The sequence below is a fragment of the Solirubrobacter soli DSM 22325 genome, from assembly GCF_000423665.1.
In the GTDB taxonomy this organism is placed as follows: domain Bacteria; phylum Actinomycetota; class Thermoleophilia; order Solirubrobacterales; family Solirubrobacteraceae; genus Solirubrobacter; species Solirubrobacter soli.
The window spans coordinates 114480-137122 of sequence record NZ_AUIK01000025.1 but is presented as its reverse complement, the minus strand read 5'-3'; the positions used below and the strand labels follow the sequence as shown (position 1 = coordinate 137122).

Sequence of the window (22643 nt, the reverse complement as noted above, 5' to 3'; positions counted from 1 at the left end):
CGGTTCGCGGAGGGTGCCGATGTTGCGAGTGGGTCCTCGGTGGGGCTTGGAACCCGGGAGAAACCGACAACCGAATGAGCAACTTGAACGTAGGGGGCGCAGGGAGCGCCGCCTGGCCCGACAGGGAGTGGGGCGCCGCCAGCCGCAAGGACAAGGTCGAGCACGTCGACTCGATCAAGAAGGTCGTGGACGACCAGCGGAGTCTCGGGCCGCTCGCCAACGGGACGGCGCGGCGGACGAATCCGGCGACCGCGCTGACGCAGCAGGACTTCGAGGTCGCGACCCGCCTCGGGCCGCACGGCGTGACGATGAAGTCGTTCGACCAGTTGGTGCCGAACGCGCCCAAGGTCGAGCGCAACCCATGGAACCCGGTCGCCGACCGCAAGTCGGTCAACGGCTACGACCACATCATGGAATCGCTGCGGACGTCCGCGCTCAAGCGCGACGCCGCGCTGGCCGGCAGCGCCAAGACCGAGCAGGCGCCGACCGCGACCGCCGACACGGTCGTGCAGGAGCAGCCCGAGACGGCCAAGCTGGCCTACAAGCCGCTGACCGCGAGCGAGTTCGGCGAGCAGTACGTGCGCAATGCGATCGCGCAATACCAGCGCAACTCGAGCCTGACGCCGGTCTCGCCGACGCCGTCGGACCAGGTGGAGCCCGTGGAGCCGACGCCGGACGACCCGACCGTGGAGCCGACGCCCGAGCCCGACCCGACGGTCGAGCCGGACCCGACGGTCGAGCCCGACCCGACGGTCGAGCCCGACCCGACGGTCGAGCCCGAGCCGACGCCTGAGCCGGACCCGACGGTCGAGCCCGAGCCGACGACCGACGATCCCACGGTCGAGCCCGACCCGACCACGGACGACCCGACCGTCGAGCCCGACCCGGCGACGGACCCCGAGCCCACGCCCGAGCCTGAGCCCACGCCGGACCCGGAGCCGCCGAGCGCGGACGGTCTGCTCGACGAGCTCATCGGCTTCCACTAGCGGCAGCCGCCGGAGCCCGTGTCACGCGCGGGCTCCGGAAACCGGCGGGTGTACCCTGCCGGGCTCGTGTTCGAGGCCCCGCCGCCATGGAACCCGCCGCCGGTCGTGCACGAGTCGCCGGTCAACGCCCAGGCAGGGCCGCTGGACCTTGCGTCCGCGTCGCTGGGGCAGGACGGGACCGAGCTGGTGCTCACGGTCACCACCCGCGGCGCGTTCAAGCCCAAGCAGCTCGATCACCGCGGCCCGCGCGCGCTCTGTCTCACGCTCACGTACGGGACGACGAAGGTCGCGCTGTGCGTCGCCGCGACGACGACCGGCGCGACGATCCTGCGCCGCGTCCCGCTCGACCCGCCCGGGACGGCGACACGCATCGCCTCGACCGAGACGCTCGAGGAGACGACGCTCACCGCCCGCTTCACGCCGACCGACGCACAGCTGCCGTTCGGGCCCTTCGACTGGTCGGTGATCTCGACCTGGGACGGCGGCATCGACCAGGTCGACGGCGGCGCCGCCCGCGCCCGCCTGCTCAACGTCCCCGACTGCTTCGGCGCCGCCGCCCGCGACCCCGCTCACCCCTGCAGCAACCCCGCGCTGGCGAAGGTCGTCACCCCGACGCCGTCTGAAGCGCTGCTGACGCCCAACGCGCCGTGCGCGCCCTACGGCCACACCGGGCTCGTCTACCCGTGCTACTTCGGCGTTGCGGCGGATCGGGCAAGAGCGACCGTCGCGCTGCTCGGCGACAGCCACGCGGAGCACTGGCGCGCCGCGATCGAGGTCGCGGCCCAGTCCAAGCGCTGGCGCGGGATCTCGCTCTCCCGTTCCGGCTGCCCCTACAACAGCGCGGGCGCGAAGCTGCGCACAAAGAAGGACAGCGACGAGTGCCGCCGCTGGCAGGGCCAGATCCGCCGCTTCCTGGCCGACCACAAGGAGATCCACACGGTCTTCGTCGCCGCCCGCGCGAGCGCCGACTTCACCCGCGACCCCGGCGAGGGCGCCCGCGAGGCGCTGCGGTCGCTGCCCAAGAACATCCGCCGCATCTACGTCCTGCGCGCGACCCCGGAGACGCTCGGCCCGGAGAACGGCTGCGTCAGCCGCCGCCTGCGCGCCAAGCAGACGATCGGCACCTCCTGCGCCTTGCCGCGGGCGACCAAGCTCCTGCCTGACCCCCAACGCAAGGCCGCCGGCGGCCGCGTCAAGGTCCTCGACTTCACGAGGTTCATGTGCGACGCGACGAAGTGCCCGTCGGTGATCGGCGGCGTGCTCGTGCGCAAGGACGGCTCGCACCTCACCCGGGCTTTTGCACAAACCCTGGGTCCTTTCCTGTTGCGCTCACTGTAAACGTTTGCCATTCTGTCGTCGCTGGCGGCAAAAGTGCTGTCACGGACGACAGAAGAGGGAGCGAATGGGTTTCAGGAGGAGAGCGGTCCTCGGGCTGCTTGCTGTGCTGGCGCTGTGCTTCGCCGGTGCCGGTCCGGCGCACGCGGCGGCGCTGGAGAAGGTGCTCGTCTTCTCGAAGACGGCCGGGTTCCGTCATGACTCGATCCCGCAGGGCATCGCGGCGATCCAGACGCTCGGCTCGCAGAACGGGTTCGCCGTCGACGCCACCGAGGACGCGACGAAGTTCACGGACGCGAACCTCGCGCAGTACGACGTCGTCGTGTTCCTGTCGACGACCGGTGACGTCCTCAACGACACGCAGCAGGGCGCGTTCGAGCGCTATATGAAGGCGGGCGGCGGCTTCGCCGGCATCCACGCGGCGTCCGACACCGAGTACACGTGGCCCTGGTACGGCCAGATGCTCGGCGCCTACTTCCGCAACCACCCCTCCGGGACCCCCACGGCGACGGTCAAGATCGAGGACGGCGACGAGCCCTCCACGACCGGCATCCCGGCCTCCTGGACGCGCGCTGACGAGTGGTACAACTTCCAGAAGCCGACCAACCCCGTGGTCGGCGGCAACCAGCCCGGCATCCCGGACTACTCGCCGCGCACGAGCGGCGTCCACGTCCTCGCCACCGTCGACGAGTCCACCTACGACGAGGTCGACGACTCCGCCGACGCCGACGACCACCCGGTCATCTGGTGCTCGAACTTCGACGGCGGCCGCGTCTGGTACACGGCGCTCGGCCACACGCAGGCGAGCTTCTCCGAGCCCGACTTCCTCAAGAGCCTGCTCGGCGGCCTGAAGACCGCCGCGGGCGCGGTGCCGGCCGACTGCGGCCCGATGCGCTCCGCCCCGCCCACCACGAACGACTTCGAGCTGGCGACGCTGGCCAAGGGCGTCGACAAGACCGGCGAGCCGATCTCGCTGGCCGTGCTGCCGGACCGCCGCGTCCTGCACACCTCGCGCGACGGCCGCCTGTGGCTGACGACGCCGAACGCGACCACCTCGCTCGCCGCGCAGTTGAACGTCTACTCGCACGACGAGGACGGCCTGCAGGGCGTCGCGGTCGACCCCGACTTCGCGACCAACAAGTGGGTCTACCTCTTCTACGCGCCGCGGCTGAGCACCCCGCTCACCGACGCGCCCACCGACGGCAACGCCGCCGCGTTCGCGCCCTACAAGGGCTACAACGTCCTCAGCCGCTTCAAGCTCGGCGCCGACGGCAAGCTCGACCTGACGAGCGAGCAGCAGATCCTCCAGGTCCCGACCGACCGCGGCTCCTGCTGCCACGTCGGCGGCGACATCGACTTCGACGCCCAGGGCAACCTCTACCTGGTCACGGGCGACGACTCCAACCCGTTCTCCTCCGACGGCTACGCGCCGATCGACACGCGCGCCGGCCGCAACCCGGTGTACGACGCGCAGCGCACCGCGGCCAACACCAACGACCTGCGCGGCAAGCTGCTGCGGATCAAGGTCGGGCCCGACGGCACGTACACGATCCCGGCCGGGAACATGTTCGCGCCCGGCACGATGGGCACCAAGCCCGAGATCTACGCGATGGGCTTCCGCAACCCGTTCCGGTTCGCCGTCGACAAGGCCACCGGCTGGGTCTACCTCGGCGAGTACGGCCCCGACGCCGGCGCCGCCAACCCGAACCGCGGCCCCGGCGGTCAGGTCGAGTTCAACCTGATCAAGCAACCCGGCAACTATGGGTGGCCGTACTGCACGGGCTCCAACGACGCGTACAACCAGTGGGACTTCGCCACCAACACGGGCGGCGCGAAGTTCAACTGCGCCGCGCCGAAGAACACCTCGCCCAACAACACGGGCCTGGTCGACCTCCCGCCGGCCATCCCCGCGTGGATCGCCTATGACGGCGGCTCCATCCCGGAGTTCGGAAGCGGCTCGGAGTCGCCGATGGGCGGCCCGACCTACCACTACGACGCGGGCAACCCGTCCGAGACGAAGTTCCCGGCCTACTTCGACGGCAAGAACTTCGCCTACGAGTTCGGGCGCGCGTGGATCAAGACGTTCACCGGCGGCACCGACGGCGTGACGTTCCCGTCGGTCGAGACCTACTTCGGCAACTTCGGCTTCAAGCAGCTGATCGACCTCGAGTTCGGTCCCGACGGCTCGCTGTACGTCCTCGACTACGGCTCCGGCGGCTACTTCCAGGGCGACGAGAACTCGGCCGTCTACCGGATCGACTACGTCTCCGGCCAGCGCAGCCCGGTGGCCGTGGCCAAGGCGGACAAGATCTCCGGCCCCGCCCCGCTGACCGTGAAGTTCTCCTCGGCGGGCTCGATCGACCCCGACGGCGGCGACCTGACGTACGCGTGGGACTTCGACGGCAACGGCACGGTCGACTCGACCGACCCGGCGCCGACCTACACGTTCCCGCAAGGCCGCCACACCGCGGCGCTGACCGTCAAGGACCCGTCCGGCAAGGAGGGCCACGCATCGGTCAACATCGTCTCGGGCAACACGATGCCCACGGTCAAGATCAACCTCCCGCCGAACGGCGCGATCTACGACTACGGCGACACGATCAAGTACACGATCACCGTCACCGACCCCGAGGACGGCACGATCGACTGCTCGAGGGTCCGGCTCGACACGGCGCTCGGCCACAACGACCACTCGCACGGCGACCAGTCGATGACGGGCTGCAGCGGCCAGTTCACGATCCCGCAGGCGTGGGAGGACAAGACCCAGCACACCTGGTACATCCTCGGCGCCAGCTACACGGACAAGACGTCCGGTCTCGAGCTGACGGGCACCGCGCAGACGATCCTCGAGTGGCGCACGCAGCAGGCCGAGCTGTTCGACGCCCAGCAGGGCCTCACCGCGGTCAACGCGGCGGCGGCCGCGGGCGGCGGGCGCATGGGCTACAGCGATCCCGGCGATTGGGTGCGCTTCGACAACGTCAACCTCACCGGCATCACGTCGATCACCGCGCGCACGAGCGGCACGTCCGCCTCGCGTCTGGAGGTCCACGCGGGCTCGCCGACCGGTCCGCTGGTCGCGACGATCCCGGTCGTCGCGTCCGGTGACTGGGAGCAGTACAAGGTGCAGGACCCGGCCGCGGTCACCGACCCGGGTGGGACGAACGACCTCTACGTGGTCTTCGCGCAGGGCGGCATGGACCTCGACGAGTTCACGTTCAACGGGCCGGGCGCCAATGGCAACGCGGCCCCGCTCGTGACCGCGAGCGCGTCGACGGCCTCCGGCGCGGCGCCGCTGAAGGTCGACTTCACGGCCTCGGCCACCGATCCCGAGGGGACCGCCGTGTCCTACTCGTGGAACTTCGGCGTCGCCGGCGCGCCGCTCGCCACCACGGCGAACGCGACCTACACCTACACGCAGCGCGGCATCTACACCGCCACGCTGACGGTCAAGGACGCCGACGGCCGCACGACGACCCGCACGTTCAACGTCGAGGTCCTCGGCACCTGCCCGGGCTCGGACACGTTCCCCGGCACGTCGCTGAACCGCACGGTCTGGCCGACGATCGTCCGCGAGGACGCGGCCAACTACAAGGTCGCCAACAACGTCCTGTCGATCAACGCGGTCGCCGGCGACATGTGGACCGGCAACACGACGGCCAAGAACATCATCTCCCGCCCGGTCCCCGCAGGCCCCTGGAGCGTGACCACCAAGGTCACGATGAACCAGGTCGCCACGGGCGAGCAGGCGGCGCTGATCCTGCGGCAGTCCGACCAGGACTTCCTCAAGGCGGCGTTCATCCGCACCGCGGAGGGCCGCAACGTGGAGCTCGTGGGCCTGCGCACCGGCGCTGAGCCGGTGGTCGAGCGGTCGGCGATCTTCCCGAGCAGCGCGTCGGGCACCGTGTTCCTGCGGATGATCTCCGACGGCACGAACGTCACCGCGCAGTTCTCCCAGGACGGCGTGAGCTGGACCGCGGTCGGCACGCCGCGGCCGCTTGACCGGATGCCGAGCCCGACCATCGGCCTCTCGGCCTACAACGGCACCGCGGGCACGCCGGCGAACTTCGAGTGGTTCAACCTCTCGGGGCCGACCGACGAGTTCGACGGCGACGCCGTCAACGACTGCCGCTGGACGACGATCCTGCGGCCGGTCGCGGGCGAGACCCGCGTGACGGGCGGGGCACTGCAGATCGACGCGCTCGACGGTGACCAGTACAACGGCACCTCGACCGCCAAGAACGTGCTGCTGCAGCCGGCTCCCGCGAGCGGCGCCTGGCAGGCGATCACCAAGGTGACCGTCCCACAGGGCGGCTCCTACGAGCAGGGCGGCCTGATCTTGTTCAAGGACGACAAGAACTTCGCCAAGGCCGTCGTGATGGACCTCGAGGGCACCGGCTGGGTCGTCGAGTTCGGGCAGGACATCAACGGTGTCGCCAACAGCCCGACGGGCTACCGGTCCGGCACCCTGCCGGCGAGCGTCGCCACCAACGGCGTCTGGCTGCGGCTGACCAGCGACGGCACCTCGCTCCGCGCGGCGTACTCGCTGGACGGCACGGCGTGGACGGACCTCACCCCGGTCCGCTCGCTGGCGACGCTCGCCAGCGCCAAGGTCGGCCTCGCGGCCTATCACGGCAACGGCCAGGCGGTGTCTTTCGACCGCTTCGAGCTCAAGCTGCCGGTGACGAACACCGCCCCGGCGATCAGTTCGGTGACGGCTTCGCCGCAGAGCGGCCCGGCACCGCTGCAGTCGCAGTTCGCCGTGGTCGCGACCGACGCCGAGAACGACCCGCTGACCTACAAGTGGGACCTCAACGGCGACGGCACGGTCGACTCGACCGCCGCGAGCCCCTCGTACCGCTACACGGTGGCGGGCGAGTACATCGCGACGGTGACCGTGTCCGACGGCAAGCTCGAGACGTCCAAGAGCGTGAAGGTGACCGTCACCGGCGCGTTCGTGGACACGTCGGGCGCCGTCAACGGCGAGGTCCCGGGCGTGCTCAGCGTGACGCTCGGCGCTCCGGCGTCGTTCGGCATGTTCATGCCGGCGGTGACGAAGGACTACACCGCGTCGACGACCGCGACGGTCACCTCGACGGGCCTGAACTCGGTCCTGACGGTCGCGGACCCGAGCACGACCAGCACCGGCTACCTGGTCAACGGCACCCGCCCCCTGGCGCAGCCGCTGCAGGTCAAGACCGGCTCGGCGGCGTTCGCGCCGCTCACCTCACCGGTGACGCTGCTGACGTTCCCCGACCCGGTCGGCAAGAGCACGTCGGCGATCGACTTCAAGCAGTCGATCGCCGAGACCGACGGCCTGAAGTCCGGCACGTACGGGAAGACGGTCGTCTTCACGCTGTCGACGACGCAGCCGTAGACGAACGATCGGTTCTCCGCCCCGCGCGCTCGCGCGGGGCGGAGCGGCCGTCGATGCGGATCACAGTGGACCGCATCTCTTTGAACCTGACGGTGCAGGGCGTCGGTGCCGCCTCCGCCCCGAAGCGGGACCTCAACCCGCCGACGGCGCGCGCGGTGCCCCAATCGCTCGACGGCGGCGCCGCGGACGAGTTCCGGGTGTCGGTGACCGTCCCGCCGCCGAACCGCTACGACGCGGTCCTGGACCGCCTTCGCCTCGCCGCTCTGCGCCGCGACGCCGCGGCCGCCGCGACATCGCACACCGCGAAGTCCGACACGCCGACCGACGACGACGCGATCGTCGACCGGCGCGAACGACAGCGCAAGCGCGAGGGCTGACCTCGACCAAGGTCGAGTCGCCGGACGCTCCTGACTGGAATACGGTCGGCTGGAAAGCCACCAGGAGGAGTGGAGATGCAGCGTTCGTCCCGGCTACGGCCGTCTCCCAGCATGGTCGTGGCCTGCGCCGCGGTGGTTCTCGCCTGCGGCGGGAGTGCCGCGGCGGCAACCCTCATCACCGGCGCCCAGATCAAGGACGGTTCCCTCACGGGCGCCGATGTCCGCGACGGCTCGCTGACGCGGGCCGACCTCTCGGCCGAGGCGCAGACCTCGGCGACCGGGACCCGGGGGCCGCGCGGCAGACGTGGACCGCGCGGGTTCCGCGGCCCGCAGGGCCTGCAAGGCCCGCCCGGCGCCAACGGCACCAACGGCGCGCCCGGCGCACCGGGCGCGCCCGGATCGGCGCTCGCGTACGCGCACGTGTTCAAGAACGGGACCGTCGACGGCAACCGGTCCAAGAACATCAGCGTCAAGCGCCCGTCGACCGGCAAGCTGTGCATCTACGTCAGCGGCGGCGCGCACGTGATCACCGCGAACGTCGACCTGAACACCGACGGCACCGGCGCCCGTGCATTCACCACGACCGAGCCCGACGACGCCGGCGGCAACGCGTGCGAGGGCACGGAGAGCGGCCGCGTCGTGATCACCGACGCCAACGGCAACGCCACCGACGACGGCGTCTACATCAGCGTCGACTGAAGAACGCCGAAGGCCCCGCGCGAGCGGGGCCTTCGAACGACGTCTGCTTGTCGGCAGCCGAGGCTACTTGACGAAGAGCATCTCCGAGTACTTCGGGAGCGGCCAGAGGTCGTCCGGCACGATCCGCTCGAGCTTGTCGGCGACCGCGCGGACGTCGTTCATGGCGGCGAAGACCGTGCCCTGGACGTACTTGGCGCCGTCGAGGCCGTGGTCGTCCTCGGGGTGGTTCTCGTCGAGGTTCGCCTTCTCGAGCGCGAAGATCGCCTCGACGAACTCGTCGACGAGGGCGGCGGACTCGGCGACGAGCTTCTCGATGCCGACCTCCTTGAGCGTGCCGAGCCAGCGGATCGCGGCGGGGAGGAGCATCGTGCGGGCGATCGACGCCGCGGTCTCGGCCTCGATGTTGATCGTGGTGACGTACTGCTCGACCGCGACCTCGTAGCGGGCGTGCAGCTCACGCCCGGAGAGCACGTTGTACTTGCCGAAGACCTCGATCGTCGACGGCTCGATCAGCCACGGCAGCGCGTCCGGCGACTGGCGCAGGTTGGCCAGGCCGCGCGTCTCGGCCTCCTTGTGCCAATCCTCGGAGTAGCCGTCGCCCGAGAACACGATCCGCTTGTTGGCGGTCCAGGTGTCCTTGACGACGTCCAGGACGACCGCCTCGAGCGAGCCGCCGCTGCCGATGGCGGCTTCGAGCTGGTCGGCGAGCTCGTCGATCGCGCCCGCGGCGATCGTGTTGAGAACCGTGTTCGGCATGCCGAGCGACATCGACGAGCCGAGCGCGCGGAACTCGAACTTGTTGCCGGTGAAGGCGAACGGCGAGGTGCGGTTGCGGTCGCCGCCGTGCAGCGGCAGGCGCGGGAGCACCGACGCGCCCATCTCGAGGTAGGCCTGCGGCGTGGCCGCGTCCCCGCTCCCGGACTCGATCGCCAGGAACGCCTTCTCGAGCTCCGCGCCGAGGAAGATCGAGATGATCGCCGGCGGCGCCTCGTTCGCGCCGAGGCGGTGGTCCTGGCCGGCGTTGGCGACCGACGCGCGCAGCAGCTCCTGGTGCTCGTTGACGGCCTTCAGCACGGCCGAGCAGAAGAAGAGGAACAGCAGGTTCTCGTGCGGGGTGTCGCCCGGGTCGAGCAGGTTGACGCCGGTGTCGGTGCCCATCGACCAGTTGTTGTGCTTGCCCGAGCCGTTGATGCCGGCGAAGGGCTTCTCGTGCAGCAGGCAGACGAGGCCGTAGCGGCGGGCGACGTTCTGCATGATCTGCATCGTCAGCTGCTGGTGGTCGGCACCGATGTTCGAGTTCTCGAAGATCGGGGCGACCTCGTACTGCGCCGGGGCGACCTCGTTGTGGCGGGTCTTGATCGGCACGCCGAGCTTGGCCAGCTCGACCTCGGTCTCGAGCATGCACGCCAGGACGCGCTCCGGGATCGACCCGAAGTAGTGGTCGTCGAGCTCCTGGCCCTTCGGCGGCTTGGCGCCGAACAGCGTGCGGCCCGTGGTGACGAGGTCGGGGCGCTCGAAGTAGTAGGTCTCGTCGATCAGGAAGTACTCCTGCTCGGCGCCGACCGTCGTGAAGACGTGGTTGGCCGTCGCGTCGCCGAGGATCCGCAGCGCGCGGATCGCGGACTTCGACAGCGCGTCCATCGAGCGCAGCAGCGGGATCTTGTTGTCCAGCGCCTCGCCGGTCCACGAGGTGAACGCGGTCGGGATGCAGAGCAGCGCGCCGTTCGGGTTCTCGAGGATGAACGCGGGCGAGGACGGGTCCCACGCGGTGTAGCCGCGAGCCTCGAAGGTCGAACGGATGCCGCCGCTCGGGAACGAGGAAGCGTCGGGCTCGCCCTGGATGAGCTCCTTGCCGGAGAACTCGGCCAGCGCGTTGCCGTCGCCGGTCGGGCCGTAGAACGAGTCGTGCTTCTCAGCGGTCGACCCGGTCAGCGGCTGGAACCAGTGCGTGTAGTGCGTCGCGCCGCGCTCCATGGCCCACTCGCGCATGGCCGACGCGACGGCGTCGGCGAGCGAGGCCTCGAGCGGCTCGCCCTTGGCGATCGTGGCTTCGAGCTGACGGAACACCGCCTTCGGCAGCCGCTGACGCTGGACGGCGACCGAGAAGACGTTCTCGCCGTACAGGTTGGCGCTGGGCTGGGTCAGGTCCGCCTGGCCAAGAGCGCCGCCGTTGGGGCTCCATTGGGCGGCAGCGACGTTGGGCGTGCGGGTGCGGGTCGGCATTTCGGGCGGAATCCTCCTCAGGATCGAGACAGCGCGCCTTACCCTAGGCGGGCGCGCCGCGGGCCTCTTTGTCCACGTGTCCAAAGAGACGGGCTTCGGGTTCGACTCAGGTGAGGCCCGGCCACGTGAAGCAGAACACGCTACCGCCGCCGCGGTGGGGCTCCACCCAGATCCGCCCGCCCGCGGCCTCGACCACCTTCTGGGCGATCGCGAGCCCGATCCCGGTGCCCGGATACTGCTCGCCCGCGGGCGAGCGGGCGAACATGCCGAAGATCCGCTGGGCGTGCGGGGCGGCGACGCCGATCCCGTTGTCGGCCACCTGGAAGCGCCAGCCGGCGCCCTCGGGCACCGCGGTCACGCGCACGCGCGGCTTGATCCCCGGCGCGACGAACTTGACGGCGTTGGACATCAGGTTCGTCAAAAGCTGCTCGAACTCGCGCGGGCGGGCCAGCACCACCGGCAGCTCGCCGATCTCCAGCAACGCGCCGGAGGCCGCCGTCGGGGCGATCCGGTGGACGAGCTCGTTCACGTCGACGCGCTCGGGCCCACGGCCGGAGTGGCCCACGCGCGCGTACGCGAGCAGGTCCTCCACGAGCGCGTGCATCCGGTCGGAGCCCTCGCGCGTCAGGCCGAGCAGCTCGGCGGCCCCGGCGGGCAGCTCCGCGCCGTAGCGCGTCTCGAGCAGGGCGAGGAACCCCGACACCGCGGTCAACGACTGGCGCAGGTCGTGCGAGACCACCGAGGCGAACCGCTCGAGCTCCGCGTTGGAGCGTTCCAGCTCGGCCGTCCGGCGCACCGAGCGCGTCCGCTCGCCCGCGAGCTGCTCGACCGCCTCGCGCAGGTCGGTGACGTCCTTGGCGGAGAGGTAGACCAGCGGCTCCGAGCCGTCGGCGACGACCGCGCTGCAGCGGAACCACCGGAAGGTCCCGTCCCGGCACAGCGCCCGCGCCTCGACCTCCTCGCTCTCCCCGCGCGGCATGTGCTCGAGCCGCTGCGCGAACGCCAGCACCTTCGCGCGGTCCTGGGGGTGCATGAAGTCCAGGTATGGGCGTTCGTAGAGCTCCGAGGGCGTCCAACCGGTCGTTCGTTCCCACGCCGCGTTGACCCAGCGCAGGTAGCCGTTGGCGTCGGCCGCGCCCAGCAGGTCCTGGGAGAGCGCGAACAGCCGCTCGGCGTGGGCGGCCTCGGCGCCGCCGGGGAATGGTGCTGATGGCGGTATCGAGGGCCTCCGCTGGCGATCCTTCCAGTAGTGACACGCACGGGCAACCCCAGGGGCCCGTTGAGGGATACCGGCACGCCCGGTGCGGCACATCCGCAGCGTCTCGCGCCACCCACGCTGCTCACGGCCCAGAGGGCCGCATCGCGAGCGCGTGCGACCCGAGCCACTGGCGGCTGCACCACCCCGGTCGGGCCGACCATCCCTCAACGAACCCCTACAGTCCCCCGCGTGCGCCGACCTTGGGGCCTCCGTTTTCGCGTGCTCGCGGCCGCCGGCGTCATCGCCGTCGTCTCGCTGATCACGTTCGGGGTGCTGCTCAACGGGCTGTCGGACCAGAGCAGCCTGGCGACGAAGGGCCGGTCGGTCACCGACGGGGTCAACCAGGCGGCCATGCTCGAGCGGCTCGCCTTCGAGATCGAGAACAGCGCCGGCCCCGCCGCGTCGGCGCGGGCGCGGGCCGCGGTGCCGGCGGCTGTGGCGAAGCTCACCGCGACGCAGAGGACCGCGGCCGATCGCGCCCAGGCGCAGGCCGTCGGCCGCCGTCTGGAGGCCTACGCGGCGCAGCCGAGCGACTCGACCCTGACCCCGTTCCGCGACGCGGTGCGGCGCTTCTCCGGTGCCAAGCGGGCGCAGCAGATGGCGCTGCGCGCCGAGAGCCAGCACCTGCGGACGCGGGCGGAGCGGATCGCCGCGGGCGGGCTCGCGGTCCTGCTCGTGCTGATCGCGGTGCTGGCGTTCGCGGCGGTACGGGCGATCGTCGTGCCCGTCAACCGGCTCCAGGGCTTCGCCCGCGAGCTCGGCGCCGGGCGGTTCGGCACCCGCCTCCCCGAGACCGGCCCGCCCGAGACCGCGGAGGTGGCACGCGCGTTCAACGTCACCGCCGAGAACCTGCAGCGCGCCACCGACCGCCACCTGGCCGAGCTCGACGCGGTCTTCCGCGACTCCCCGGTGGGAATCGCGTTCCTGGACCTCGACCTGCGGTTCGTGCGCGTCAACGAGGCGCTCGCGCGGATGAACCAGGTCCCCGCCGAGGAGCACCTCGGCCGCACGGTGGGCGAGGTGACCGGCCAGTACGAGATCGAGCGCGCGCTGCGCGCGGTGATCGCGAGCGGCGAGTCGCTCCTGGAGGTCGACACCGCGCTGCACGGCCGCCGGTTCGAGGTCAGCTACTTCGCCGTCCGCGACGACCGCGGAGAGCTGCTCGCGGTCGGCAAGGCGATGATCGACGTCACCGCCCGCCGTCGCGCCGAGGCCGCGCGCGAGCGGCTGCAGCAGGCGACCGAGGCGCTGGCGGGCGCGGTCACGGTCGCCGACGTCGCGGCGGTCGCGGTCGAGCAGGCCGCCCAGGCGCTCGACGCCGACGCGGCGGTCCTGCTGCTGCTCGACGCCGAGCGCGGCGTGCTCGAGATCGCCGCCGACCGCAACCTCGGCGGCCAGGCCCGCGACCGCTGGGGCACGCTCCCGCTGAGCGAGCCGATGCCCGCCACCGAGGCGGCCCGGCTCGGGCAGGCGATCTTCCTCCCCGACGAGGCCGCGCTGCTCGAGCGCTTCCCGAACCTCGAGGGCGCGCCGTACCCGCGCTCGGGCGCCTACGCGGCGGTGCCGCTGGTCGCCTACGGACGCACGCTGGGCGTGCTCTCGTTCGGCTTCACGCGGCCGATCGCGTTCGACTCCGACGAGCGCAACCTGCTCGCGGCGCTGGCCGCGCAGGCGGCGATCGCGGCCGCTCGCGCGCAGCTGTACGAGCGCGAGCACGCGGTCTCGCAGACGCTGCAGAAGTCGCTCCTCCCGCGCGCGCTTCCGGAGATCCCCGGGTTGGACCTCGCGGGGCGCCTGGAGTCCGGGGCGAAGGGGGTCGAGGTCGGCGGCGACTTCTACGACGCGTTCGCGATCGCCGATGGCGTATGGGGGATCGCGATCGGCGACGTCTGCGGGAAGGGCGTCGACGCCGCCGCGCTGACCGCGCTCGCCCGCCACACCGTGCGCGCCGCCGCGCACGCGAGCGAGTCGCCGGCCGCGGTGCTGCACACGCTCAACCGCGCGGTGCTGGACGAGAGCCGGCCGGGGCAGTTCCTGACCGCGATCTTCGCGCGCCTGATCGGGCTCGGGGACGGCAGCTTCCGCCTGACGCTGGCGTGCGGCGGCCATCCGCCGCCGGTCGTGGTCGACGCCGATGGCGCCCGTCGCGAGCTCGGCTGCGCGGGGACGCTGCTGGGTGTCGTCGACGAGCCGCAAATTGCGGACTCGACGGTCGACCTCCACCCGGGCGACACGCTCCTGCTCTACACGGACGGCCTGACCGAGGCCAACGCCCCGGAATCGACGATGACCACCGAGGAAGTCGCTGCACTGCTCGCGAAAGTGCGGCGCGCGACGGCGGCGCAGACCGCGCAGGGCGCGCTCGCCAGCGCGCTCGAAGCGGGTGCGGGCGCGGTCCGCGACGACGTGGCCGTACTCGTCGTACAGGTGCGAGAGCCCGCGCTCGACCGCGCGGACAACGGGGCAGATCGAATCTTCGACACGGGGACAATGTCGTGAGCTAGGTCCGAAGCGATTCTCCTACCGGATGCTGTTTGACAGAGGAGGATCGATGCGTAGGACCCGCTGGGCCGCCGGTGTGGGGGCCGGTCTGCTCGCACTACTGGCGCTGCCTGGGGCGGCGCTCGCCGATGGGATGACGTTGAACCTGTACACCGACGGCAAGTTGCCGATCGAGACAGGGATCAACTCGGTCTGGGTGCTCGTCGCGGGCATCCTCGTGATGTTCATGCAGGCGGGCTTCGCCTTCCTGGAGATCGGCTTCTCCCGCGGCAAGAACGCGGGCACGGTGATCGCGAAGATCCTGGTCAACTTCTCGATCGCGGCGATCTGCTTCTGGGCCGTCGGCTTCGCTTTTGCTTTCGGCAACGGCAACGAGATCATCGGAACATCCGGCTTCTTCCTGGCCGGCGCCGACGTCAGCAAGGACTTCGCCCTGATCAACCTGGGCGACGGCTCGATCACGGTCGAGACCCTGTGGTTCTTCCAGTTCGTGTTCTGCGCAGTGTCGCTGGCGATCGTCTGGGGCACCACGCTCGAGCGCGTCAAGTTCGGCGTCTACGTGATCTACGCGATCGTCTTCTCGGCGGTCATCTACCCGATCGGCGCCCACTGGATCTTCGGTGGCGGCTGGCTGGCCACGCAGTTCTCGGTGCAGGACTTCGCCGGTTCGACGGTGGTCCACCTGATCGGCGCCACCGGCGCGTTCGCCGTGCTGCTGCTGCTCGGGCCGCGTCGCGGCAAGTACGGCGCCGACGGCAAGCCGCGGGCGATCCCCGGCCACAACATGCCCCTGTTCGGTCTCGGCGTGCTGATCCTGTGGCTCGGCTGGTTCGGCTTCAACCCGGGCTCCGGCCTGACCGCGCTCGACGGGCGCTTCCCGGAGATCGCGATGGTCACGAACCTCGCGGCCGCCGCGGGCGTGATCGCCGCCGTCGCGGTGATGTACGTCAAGACCAAGCGGATCGACATCGGCATGGCGGGCAACGGCGCGATCGCCGGCCTCGTCGCGATCACGGCGCCCTCGGGCTACGTGGAGCTGTGGGCCGCCCCGATCATCGGCGCCGTCGCCGGCGTGATCGTCGTCTACGGCGTCCTCGCGATCGACAAGAAGATCGACGACCCGGTGGGCGCCCTTTCGGCGCACGGCCTGGCCGGCATCTGGGGCACGCTCTCGTGCGGCCTGTTCACCGCGCCGCGCCTGGCCGAGAAGAACGCCGTCGGTGAAGGCGGCCTCTTCTACACGGGCTCGCTCCACCAGCTGTGGGGCCAGTTCGTCGGCGTCGTGTCCGCGTTCGTGTTCGTGTTCGCGCTGTCCTTCCTCACCTTCTACCTGATCAAGAAGACGATCGGGCTGCGGGTTTCCGCGGAAGAGGAGGACGCCGGACTGGACATTTCCGAGCACGGCATGTACGGGTATCCGGAGCAGTTCATCCCGGCTCCGGAGCTCGTCGGGTATGCGCCGGCGGGTATGCCGGTCAAGTCCGGCGCGGCGCCCGCGGCCACGACCCGTGAGGTTCCCGCATGAAAAAGATCGAGGCATTCATCCGGCACGAGGCGTTCGAGCCGATTCGGATGGAGCTGCTCGAACTCGGCTTCCCGTCCCTGTCGATCTCCGAGGTCAAGGGGTCAGGACGCCAGAAGGGCATCACCGAGCGCTACCGCGGCGCCGAGCTGACGAACTGGCTGCGGCCGAAGGTCAAGCTCGAGTGCGTTGTCGCCTCCGGTGACGTGCAGACGGTCGTCGACGCGATCCTCAAGCACGCCCGGACCGGCTCCATCGGCGACGGCAAGGTGTTCGTCCTGCCGGTCGAGGAGGCCTACCGGATTCGCACAGGCGAGTCCGGCGAGGAGACCCTGCAGGCCCACCCAGGGGTCGCCGCACAGGCGGCCTCGTAAGAGGCCACCTGACCACAGGCGGATCTCGCGGGGCGGCCCACCACAGCCGCCCCGCGTATTGAAGGAGGCGTATTGAACGTGGCGATGGAGGTCCAGCCCGAAGATCGCGGGGCCACCGTGATGGAGCGGGTCAGGGCGGTGCACCTGCGAATGGTGGACGCGGTCCTGAGCGGCGACGGACTCGAGGGCGTGGCCGGTCTGGCCGCCTCGGAGACGGGTGGTGTCGTGGCGATCGTCGTTCCGCGCCTTGGCGCGGCGGCGGCGTCCGGACCGGTCGCCGACCTCGCGGGGCTGCGCCGCTACGTGGGAGAGCGAGCGCGGTCGCGTGCCGCCGCCGTGCCGAGCGGCGTGGTCGCGGAGGTGCCGATCGCCTCGGGCGACGAGCAGCTCGGCGCCGTGTTGCTGCTCGGCGAGGATCAGCCGGCCGCCGAGGCGCTGGAGTTCCTGCACGTCGCCGCGGTCGCGTGCCTGACCGAGGTCGCTGTCGAGGAGGCGCGGCTGGAGGTCGAGCAGAACCTCCGCGGCTCGTTCCTGGAGGAGCTGCGCGGGCGCGACGACCTCGAGGCCGATGAGGTGCTGCGGCGTGCGGCTCGCCTCGGCTGCGACCTCTCGCGGGGCGCGGTCGCGTTGTGCGCGGAGCTCAGCTCGGATCGGCCGCGCCACGTGGTCGCGACGATCGCGGGGGAGCATCCGGGCGCGCTGGCACAGCACATGGACGGCGGCGGCGGGTCGGGGCGCGTGTACGCGCTGCTGCCGGCCGTCGGCGGGGCGGACGCTTCGGCGACGCTCACCGCTGCTCGGCGACTCGCGGCGCGGCTCCAGCGGCACGGCACGGTCGGGGTCTCGTCCTTCTACGCCGACGTCGCCGATCTCGGCCGCGCGATCCAGGAGGCCGAGCTCGTGCTCGACGTCCTGCGCCGCTCGGACGTCCCGATCGACGAGGACATCGGCACCGGCACCTATCGGCTGCTGTTCCGCGTGCTCGCGTCGCACCCCGAGGAGGTGCGCTCGTTCTACGAGGACACGGTCGCGCCCCTGGTGGCCTACGACGCGCAGTACTCGACGGACCTCGTGGGCACGCTGAGCGCCTACCTGGAGCGCAACTGCAACATGAACGCCACCGCCTCGGCGATCTACGCGCACCGTCACACGGTCGCGTACCGCCTGGAGCGGGTGAAGGAGCTGACGGGCCTGGACCCGCTGCTCTCGGAGGACCGTGAGCGGCTGGGCCTCGGCCTGAAGGCGTACCGCATCATCGCTCCTCGTTTGCATAGGTAGACCGAACCTTCTCGCGTCATCCTGGGTTTCTTGCTCGGGATGACGCGTGGATGGATGGCGGCTGGGCTCGCCGTGATGACGCTCGCCGCCGGGTCCATCGAAGGGACGGATCTGGGCGACTTCCTCGTCGGCACGGCCGGCGAGGATCAGGTGCTGGCCAAGGGCGGGGGCGACACGGTCTTCGGCCTCGGCGGCGCCGACCGGATCAACGGCGGGCCGGGGAACGACCGCATCCAGGGCGACGGCACCTGCGAGGCGGGTGCCGTCCGGCCGGAGCAGTGCACCGACGACGACGATCGCTCCGGCGGCGACGACACGCTGCGCGGCGGCGACGGCGACGACGTGCTGCTCGGCGGGCGCGGCAACGACCTCGTCGACGGCGGCCCGGGGGTCGACTCGCTCTCGGGCGACTCCGGCAACGACGAGATCCTCGGAGGCGAGGGCGACGACGAGATCGACGGCGGGACCGGGATCGACAAGATCGACGCGGGCGACGGGGACGACTGGATCGCGACTGGTCCTGGCTCGGACACGATCAAGGCGGGCGCCGGCGACGACATGATCGCGACCGAGACCGGCAACGACCCGATCGACGGCGGGACGGGCGACGACGAGATCTCCTCGGGCGGCGGGAACGACCGGATCACGCCTGGGACGGGGCGTGACAAGGTCGAGTCCGGGGCGGGTGCTGACACGATTAACGCCCGCGATGGCGAGCGCGACGTCATCGACTGCGGGCCGGGAAACGACACGGTTTACGCGGACACGCGCGACAAACTCACCCACTGTGAGCATGTCAAGCACCACTCACGTGGATAACACTGGTACTTTTCCGCCGCCCGGCCGGGCATGTGACCCGGCGATATCTCAGCGGAGACACCAGAACAATGCCGACCGGCACCGTGAAGTGGTTCAACGACGACAAGGGCTTCGGGTTCATCACACCCGACGACCAGGGCGCCGACCTCTTCGTCCATCACTCCGGCATCAATGCCGACGGCTTCCGCACCTTGCGTGAAGGCGCCCGTGTCTCTTACGACTCGGAGGCTGGGCCGAAGGGCCCCAAAGCCGTCAACGTGACGGCGATCTAGCACCCACGAGTTCGACTTCGCCGTCCTCGCCGATCCGGGCGGGGACCGGCTCGTCGTCGATCGTGACGTCGAAGGAGCCGCTGGTGTCGCCGGCGGCGGCCTTCGCCTTGCCGGTCAGGCCGGGGGAGACGCGGTAGCCGAGCGTGTAGCTGCCGGCCCTGGAGGCGACGAGCTTCCAGACCAGCACCTTGGACTCGCTCGGCCCCAGCGTCCCCGCCGACCACGTGTTGACGGTGGCGACGTCGCCGCCCATCGGGCCCTGGTCGAGCACCCAGACCGGCCGCGCGGAGTCCGCCAGCGCCGGGTTCACCGCGTGCTGGCCGAACGCGACCGCGGCGGTGCCCTCCACGGGCTTGGTCTCCACGGTCACCGCGACGTTGTGCAGGGTCTTGGAGTCGGCGTTGCGCACACGCACGCGCAGCTGGACCGCCTGGCCGATGTGCTGGGCCTTCGGGAACGAGGCCGAGACGATCTCGACCTTGAACTCGCCCGAGGGCTCGTCGGCGTCCTGGCGCGCCCCGCCGCCGCAGCCGGCGACGATCACGGCGCACACGAGAGCCAGACGGCGCATCGCGCGCAAACGTACCATCGTCGCCGTGCCCAGCCTGCCGGTTCCCGAAGGCCTCGAGCGCGACGGCGTCGCGCTGAGGCGCTTGCGCGCGCGTGACGCCGGCCCGTTCGCGGCCGCGTTCCGCGACGACCCCGAGCTGGGCGTGGTGATCGGGGCCGACGAGGACCCGACGGAGAACGGGGTGCGTCGCTTCATCGCGCGACAACCTGGGTTGCGGGCGCGCGGCGAGTTCCTCGGCCTGGCCGTGACCGACGAGTCCAGGCGACCGTTCCTGGGTCACGTGATGCTGCACACGCTCGCGTGGCGCCACCGCCGAGCGGAGATCGGCTACTGGCTCGTCCCGGCCGCGCGCGGGCGCGGAATCGGCGGCACAGCGGTGTCCCTGCTGGTCGAATGGGCGTTCGACGAGCTCGGCCTGGAGCGGATCGAGATCACCACGACACCCGACAACGGTGCCGCGCGGGCGCTGGCGACGTCGCTCGGCTTCAGCGAGGAAGGTGTGATGATCGCGCGCAACCTTGAGCGCGGGCGGCGGGTCGACGTGATGATCCTGGCCCGTTTGCGCAAGTAACGGCGCGTCAACACGTTTGCAGCCCATAATCTAGGCGCTTCCGAGAGGGGAGAGGAGACAGTTGGTTCGCAGCGCCGCCGACCGCGTCTTCCTACCGGCAAAGGGTTTGCTGGAGGAAGTCGGGGACATGATGATCCTGACGGGGAAGACGATCGTCTCCGCGCTTCGTCCTCCCTACCCCTACGGCGGCGAGTTCGTCCAGCAGTTCCTGTTCGCGCTGCGGCTCTGCTGGTTCCCGCTGATGATCTCGACGATCGCGTTCGGCTACGCCGCGCCGGGCCTGCAGGCGTCCAACTTCCTCACGCTCTTCGGCGCCAATGACCGCCTCGGCGGGTTCTTCGTGCTCGCCTCGATCCGCGAGTTCGCGCCGTTCGTGACCGCGATCGTGCTCGCCGGCGTGGCCGGCACCGCGATCACCGCCGACCTCGGCGCGCGCAAGATCCGCGAGGAGCTCGACGCGTTGCAGGTGCTCGGCGTCGACCCGGTGAAGAACCTCGTCGTGCCGCGGTTTCTCGCGCTGATGCTCGTCACCGGCATGTTCGACGTCTTCGCCGTGCTGTTCGGCATCTTCGGCGGCCTCGTCGCCAACGGCGTCAACCAGCAGCCGGTCGGCCCGTTCTTCGCCAACCTGCTGACCAACGCGAGCATCCCGGACCTCTGGGGCAGCGTCCTGAAGTGCACGCTGTTCGGGGCGATCATCGCCGTGGTCTGCTGTTACAAGGGCATGACGGCCTCCGGCGGCGCCGCCGGCGTGGGCCGCGCCGTCAACCAGGCCGTGGTCATCTCGACGCTCGGCGTCTTCGCGTTCAACTACGTCTTCACGCAGACGCTGCTGGCGACCCACCCCGACATCCTCAACATCAAGTGAACGAGTGGCTCGCAGTCCCGCGCGACTGGATCGCGTCCTTCGGCGACATCGTCCGCTTCTCGGGGCGCGTGGTCGGCGAGGTCCTCGGGCTGAAGGTCCTCAAGTACTTCGGCGAGGCGCTGCGCCAGGCCGGCGTGCTGATCCTGAGCTCGACGCTCGTCATCTGGGGCCTGACGTTCATCATCGGCCTGCAGTGCGGCATCGAGGCCGCGTACTTCAACCGCGCGACCGGCGCCCCCGCCTACGCGGGCGTGTTCGCCGCCTGGTGCGACCTGCGCGAGCTGATCCCGTACGCGTTCGGCTACATGATGTCCGCCAAGGTCGGGACGGGCATCGTCGCCGAGCTCGGCAGCATGCGGATCTCCGACGAGATCGACGCGCTCGAGGTCATGGGCATCAGCTCGATGACGTTCCTGTGCGCGACCCGGTTGATCGCGTCCTGGCTGGTGCTGCCGTTCGTCTACCTGGCCGGCATCGGCGCGGGCTTCCTGGCGAGCTATCTGGCGGTGGTCGAACAGATAGGCGAGGTCTCCAGCGGCGGCTACTCGCTGATCTTCTGGATGTTCCAGAACCCGCCGGACCTCTTATTCAGCCTCATCAAGGCGATGGCGATGGCCACGGTCATCGTGCTCGTCGGCTGTTACTACGGCTACACGGCCAGCGGCGGCCCGGTCGGGGTCGGAACCGCAACCGCAAAGTCGATGGTTCTCAACATCGTCCTTGTACATCTCATCGGCATGCTCGGCACCCAGGTCTTCTGGGGCGCGAATCCGCGAGCGCCCATCGGAGGCTGACGTGAGTGAGCAACACCACGACGACGAATACAAGTGGCACACCGGCAAGAAGCGCCCGTCGGGCGTTCCGGACGCCGTCGAGTTCGTCGAGGTCCACAAGGCGTTCGGGCGCAACAAGATCCTGCGCGGCCTGAACATGGGCATCCCCGAGGACAAGATCTCGATGATCCTCGGGCCCTCGGGCACCGGGAAGTCCGTCTGCATCAAGCACATGGTCGGGTTGCTGTACCCCGACCAGGGCGACGTCCTGGTCCACGGCGAGTCCGTGCCGGGCATGCGCGACGAGGACCTGTTCGAGATGCGCAAGAAGTTCGGGGTGCTCTTCCAGGACGGCGCGCTGTTCGGCTCGATGAACCTGTGGGACAACGTCGCGTTCCCGCTGCGCCAGCACACCGACAAGGGCGAGGACGAGATCGCCGACATCGTCAACATGCGCCTGCGCGAGGTCGGTCTCGAGAACTCCGCGGACAAGATGCCGAACGAGCTCTCGGGCGGGATGCGCAAGCGGGCCGGGTTCGCGCGCGCGCTCGTGCTCGACCCCGACATCGTGCTCTTTGACGAGCCCGACTCGGGCCTGGATCCGGTCCGCACCGCGCTGCTGTGCGAGCTCATCCAGGAGATCCACGAGGAGAACGGCGGCGCCTACGTGGTCATCACCCACGACATCATGAGCGCCAGGCGCGTCGCGGAGTACATCGCCGTCCTCTGGAAGGGCCGGATCGTCGAGTCCGGGCCGGCCGAGGAGCTCTTCGAGTCCGACAACCAGTTCGTCTCCCAGTTCCTGTCCGGGGCTTCGAAGGGCCCGCTGGGCATGGAGTGA

18 protein-coding genes are annotated in these 22643 nt (G+C 70.5%); 15 read left to right on the top strand and 3 right to left on the bottom strand.

The window, feature by feature from the left end:
* The first annotated feature begins 74 nt into the window (after positions 1–74).
* The 5 genes from G569_RS65455 (at position 75) to G569_RS62785 (ending at position 8771) form a co-directional block, all read left to right on the top strand.
* A complete protein-coding gene (locus G569_RS65455; protein ID WP_053226714.1) occupies positions 75–986 on the top strand; it encodes a hypothetical protein in 912 nt (303 codons plus the stop codon).
* 66 nt (positions 987–1052) lie between these two features.
* A complete protein-coding gene (locus G569_RS0120410; protein WP_028064802.1) occupies positions 1053–2324 on the top strand; it encodes an SGNH hydrolase domain-containing protein in 1272 nt (423 codons plus the stop codon).
* Positions 2325–2388: 64 nt separating this feature from the next.
* Positions 2389–7695: a ThuA domain-containing protein gene (locus G569_RS60535; protein WP_084285285.1), complete on the top strand. Its 5307-nt coding sequence runs from the start codon at positions 2389–2391 to the stop codon at positions 7693–7695.
* A gap of 53 nt (positions 7696–7748) precedes the next feature.
* Positions 7749–8072, top strand: a complete 324-nt coding sequence (locus G569_RS0120400; RefSeq protein WP_157592180.1) for a hypothetical protein — start codon at positions 7749–7751, stop codon at positions 8070–8072.
* Positions 8073–8147: 75 nt separating this feature from the next.
* Positions 8148–8771, top strand: coding sequence for a hypothetical protein (locus G569_RS62785; RefSeq protein WP_157592179.1), 624 nt, complete (start codon positions 8148–8150; stop codon positions 8769–8771).
* A gap of 63 nt (positions 8772–8834) precedes the next feature.
* Here G569_RS62785 and G569_RS0120390 read toward each other — a convergent pair whose 3' ends face one another.
* Both G569_RS0120390 and G569_RS50060 read right to left on the bottom strand, forming a co-directional pair.
* Positions 8835–10994: a glutamine synthetase III family protein gene (locus G569_RS0120390; protein WP_028064799.1), complete on the bottom strand. Its 2160-nt coding sequence runs from the start codon at positions 10992–10994 to the stop codon at positions 8835–8837.
* 106 nt (positions 10995–11100) lie between these two features.
* Positions 11101–12306, bottom strand: coding sequence for a sensor histidine kinase (locus G569_RS50060; RefSeq protein WP_084285283.1), 1206 nt, complete (start codon positions 12304–12306; stop codon positions 11101–11103).
* A gap of 135 nt (positions 12307–12441) precedes the next feature.
* Between G569_RS50060 and G569_RS0120380 the strand changes: the two genes are divergently transcribed.
* The 6 genes from G569_RS0120380 to G569_RS0120355 all read left to right on the top strand — a co-directional run bounded on the left by G569_RS0120380 (position 12442) and on the right by G569_RS0120355 (position 19019).
* Positions 12442–14751 (top strand): SpoIIE family protein phosphatase, encoded by a 2310-nt coding sequence (locus tag G569_RS0120380; RefSeq protein WP_157592178.1) that lies wholly within the window; start codon positions 12442–12444, stop codon positions 14749–14751.
* Positions 14752–14803: 52 nt separating this feature from the next.
* On the top strand, positions 14804–16279 hold the full coding sequence (locus G569_RS0120375) for an ammonium transporter (protein WP_245602520.1): 1476 nt from the start codon (positions 14804–14806) through the stop codon (positions 16277–16279).
* Positions 16276–16650, top strand: a complete 375-nt coding sequence (locus tag G569_RS50055) for a P-II family nitrogen regulator (RefSeq protein WP_053226712.1) — start codon at positions 16276–16278, stop codon at positions 16648–16650. Before G569_RS0120375 ends, G569_RS50055 begins: the two co-directional genes overlap by 4 nt.
* A gap of 78 nt (positions 16651–16728) precedes the next feature.
* The gene (locus G569_RS0120365; RefSeq protein ID WP_245602526.1) at positions 16729–17928 is read left to right on the top strand and encodes a PucR family transcriptional regulator; all 1200 of its coding nucleotides are present in this window, start codon (positions 16729–16731) and stop codon (positions 17926–17928) included.
* A 39-nt stretch (positions 17929–17967) separates the two neighbouring features.
* The gene (locus G569_RS66030) at positions 17968–18747 is read left to right on the top strand and encodes a calcium-binding protein (protein ID WP_157592177.1); all 780 of its coding nucleotides are present in this window, start codon (positions 17968–17970) and stop codon (positions 18745–18747) included.
* A gap of 68 nt (positions 18748–18815) precedes the next feature.
* Positions 18816–19019, top strand: a complete 204-nt coding sequence (locus tag G569_RS0120355; RefSeq protein WP_028064795.1) for a cold-shock protein — start codon at positions 18816–18818, stop codon at positions 19017–19019.
* On the opposite strand, the gene G569_RS0120350 is transcribed toward G569_RS0120355, so the two are convergent.
* Entirely contained in the window at positions 19000–19590 is a 591-nt protein-coding gene (locus tag G569_RS0120350; protein WP_169542204.1) for a COG1361 family protein, read from the bottom strand. The genes G569_RS0120355 and G569_RS0120350 overlap by 20 nt on opposite strands.
* Before the next feature lie 25 nt (positions 19591–19615).
* Here G569_RS0120350 and G569_RS58495 point away from each other — a divergent pair, with 25 nt between their 5' ends.
* The 4 genes from G569_RS58495 (at position 19616) to G569_RS0120330 (ending at position 22643) form a co-directional block, all read left to right on the top strand.
* A complete protein-coding gene (locus G569_RS58495) occupies positions 19616–20161 on the top strand; it encodes a GNAT family N-acetyltransferase (RefSeq protein ID WP_169542203.1) in 546 nt (181 codons plus the stop codon).
* A gap of 127 nt (positions 20162–20288) precedes the next feature.
* The gene (locus G569_RS0120340) at positions 20289–21029 is read left to right on the top strand and encodes an MlaE family ABC transporter permease (RefSeq protein WP_028064793.1); all 741 of its coding nucleotides are present in this window, start codon (positions 20289–20291) and stop codon (positions 21027–21029) included.
* Entirely contained in the window at positions 21026–21823 is a 798-nt protein-coding gene (locus G569_RS0120335) for an ABC transporter permease (RefSeq protein WP_028064792.1), read from the top strand. Before G569_RS0120340 ends, G569_RS0120335 begins: the two co-directional genes overlap by 4 nt.
* A gap of 1 nt (position 21824) precedes the next feature.
* The gene (locus G569_RS0120330) at positions 21825–22643 is read left to right on the top strand and encodes an ABC transporter ATP-binding protein (RefSeq protein WP_053226709.1); all 819 of its coding nucleotides are present in this window, start codon (positions 21825–21827) and stop codon (positions 22641–22643) included.

Bases quoted from the DNA above. Each gene is read 5' to 3' on its own strand.
- G569_RS65455 (WP_053226714.1), top strand. From the start codon at position 75: ATGAGCAACTTGAACGTAGGGGGCGCAGGGAGCGCCGCCTGGCCCGAC.
- G569_RS60535 (WP_084285285.1), top strand. From the start codon at position 2,389: ATGGGTTTCAGGAGGAGAGCGGTCCTCGGGCTGCTTGCTGTGCTGGCG.
- G569_RS0120400 (WP_157592180.1), top strand. From the start codon at position 7,749: ATGCGGATCACAGTGGACCGCATCTCTTTGAACCTGACGGTGCAGGGC.
- G569_RS62785 (WP_157592179.1), top strand. From the start codon at position 8,148: ATGCAGCGTTCGTCCCGGCTACGGCCGTCTCCCAGCATGGTCGTGGCC.
- G569_RS0120390 (WP_028064799.1), bottom strand. From the start codon at position 10,994: ATGCCGACCCGCACCCGCACGCCCAACGTCGCTGCCGCCCAATGGAGC.
- G569_RS50060 (WP_084285283.1), bottom strand. From the start codon at position 12,306: ATGTGCCGCACCGGGCGTGCCGGTATCCCTCAACGGGCCCCTGGGGTT.
- G569_RS0120375 (WP_245602520.1), top strand. From the start codon at position 14,804: ATGCGTAGGACCCGCTGGGCCGCCGGTGTGGGGGCCGGTCTGCTCGCA.
- G569_RS50055 (WP_053226712.1), top strand. From the start codon at position 16,276: ATGAAAAAGATCGAGGCATTCATCCGGCACGAGGCGTTCGAGCCGATT.
- G569_RS66030 (WP_157592177.1), top strand. From the start codon at position 17,968: ATGACGCGTGGATGGATGGCGGCTGGGCTCGCCGTGATGACGCTCGCC.
- G569_RS0120355 (WP_028064795.1), top strand. From the start codon at position 18,816: ATGCCGACCGGCACCGTGAAGTGGTTCAACGACGACAAGGGCTTCGGG.
- G569_RS0120350 (WP_169542204.1), bottom strand. From the start codon at position 19,590: ATGCGCCGTCTGGCTCTCGTGTGCGCCGTGATCGTCGCCGGCTGCGGC.
- G569_RS0120340 (WP_028064793.1), top strand. From the start codon at position 20,289: ATGATGATCCTGACGGGGAAGACGATCGTCTCCGCGCTTCGTCCTCCC.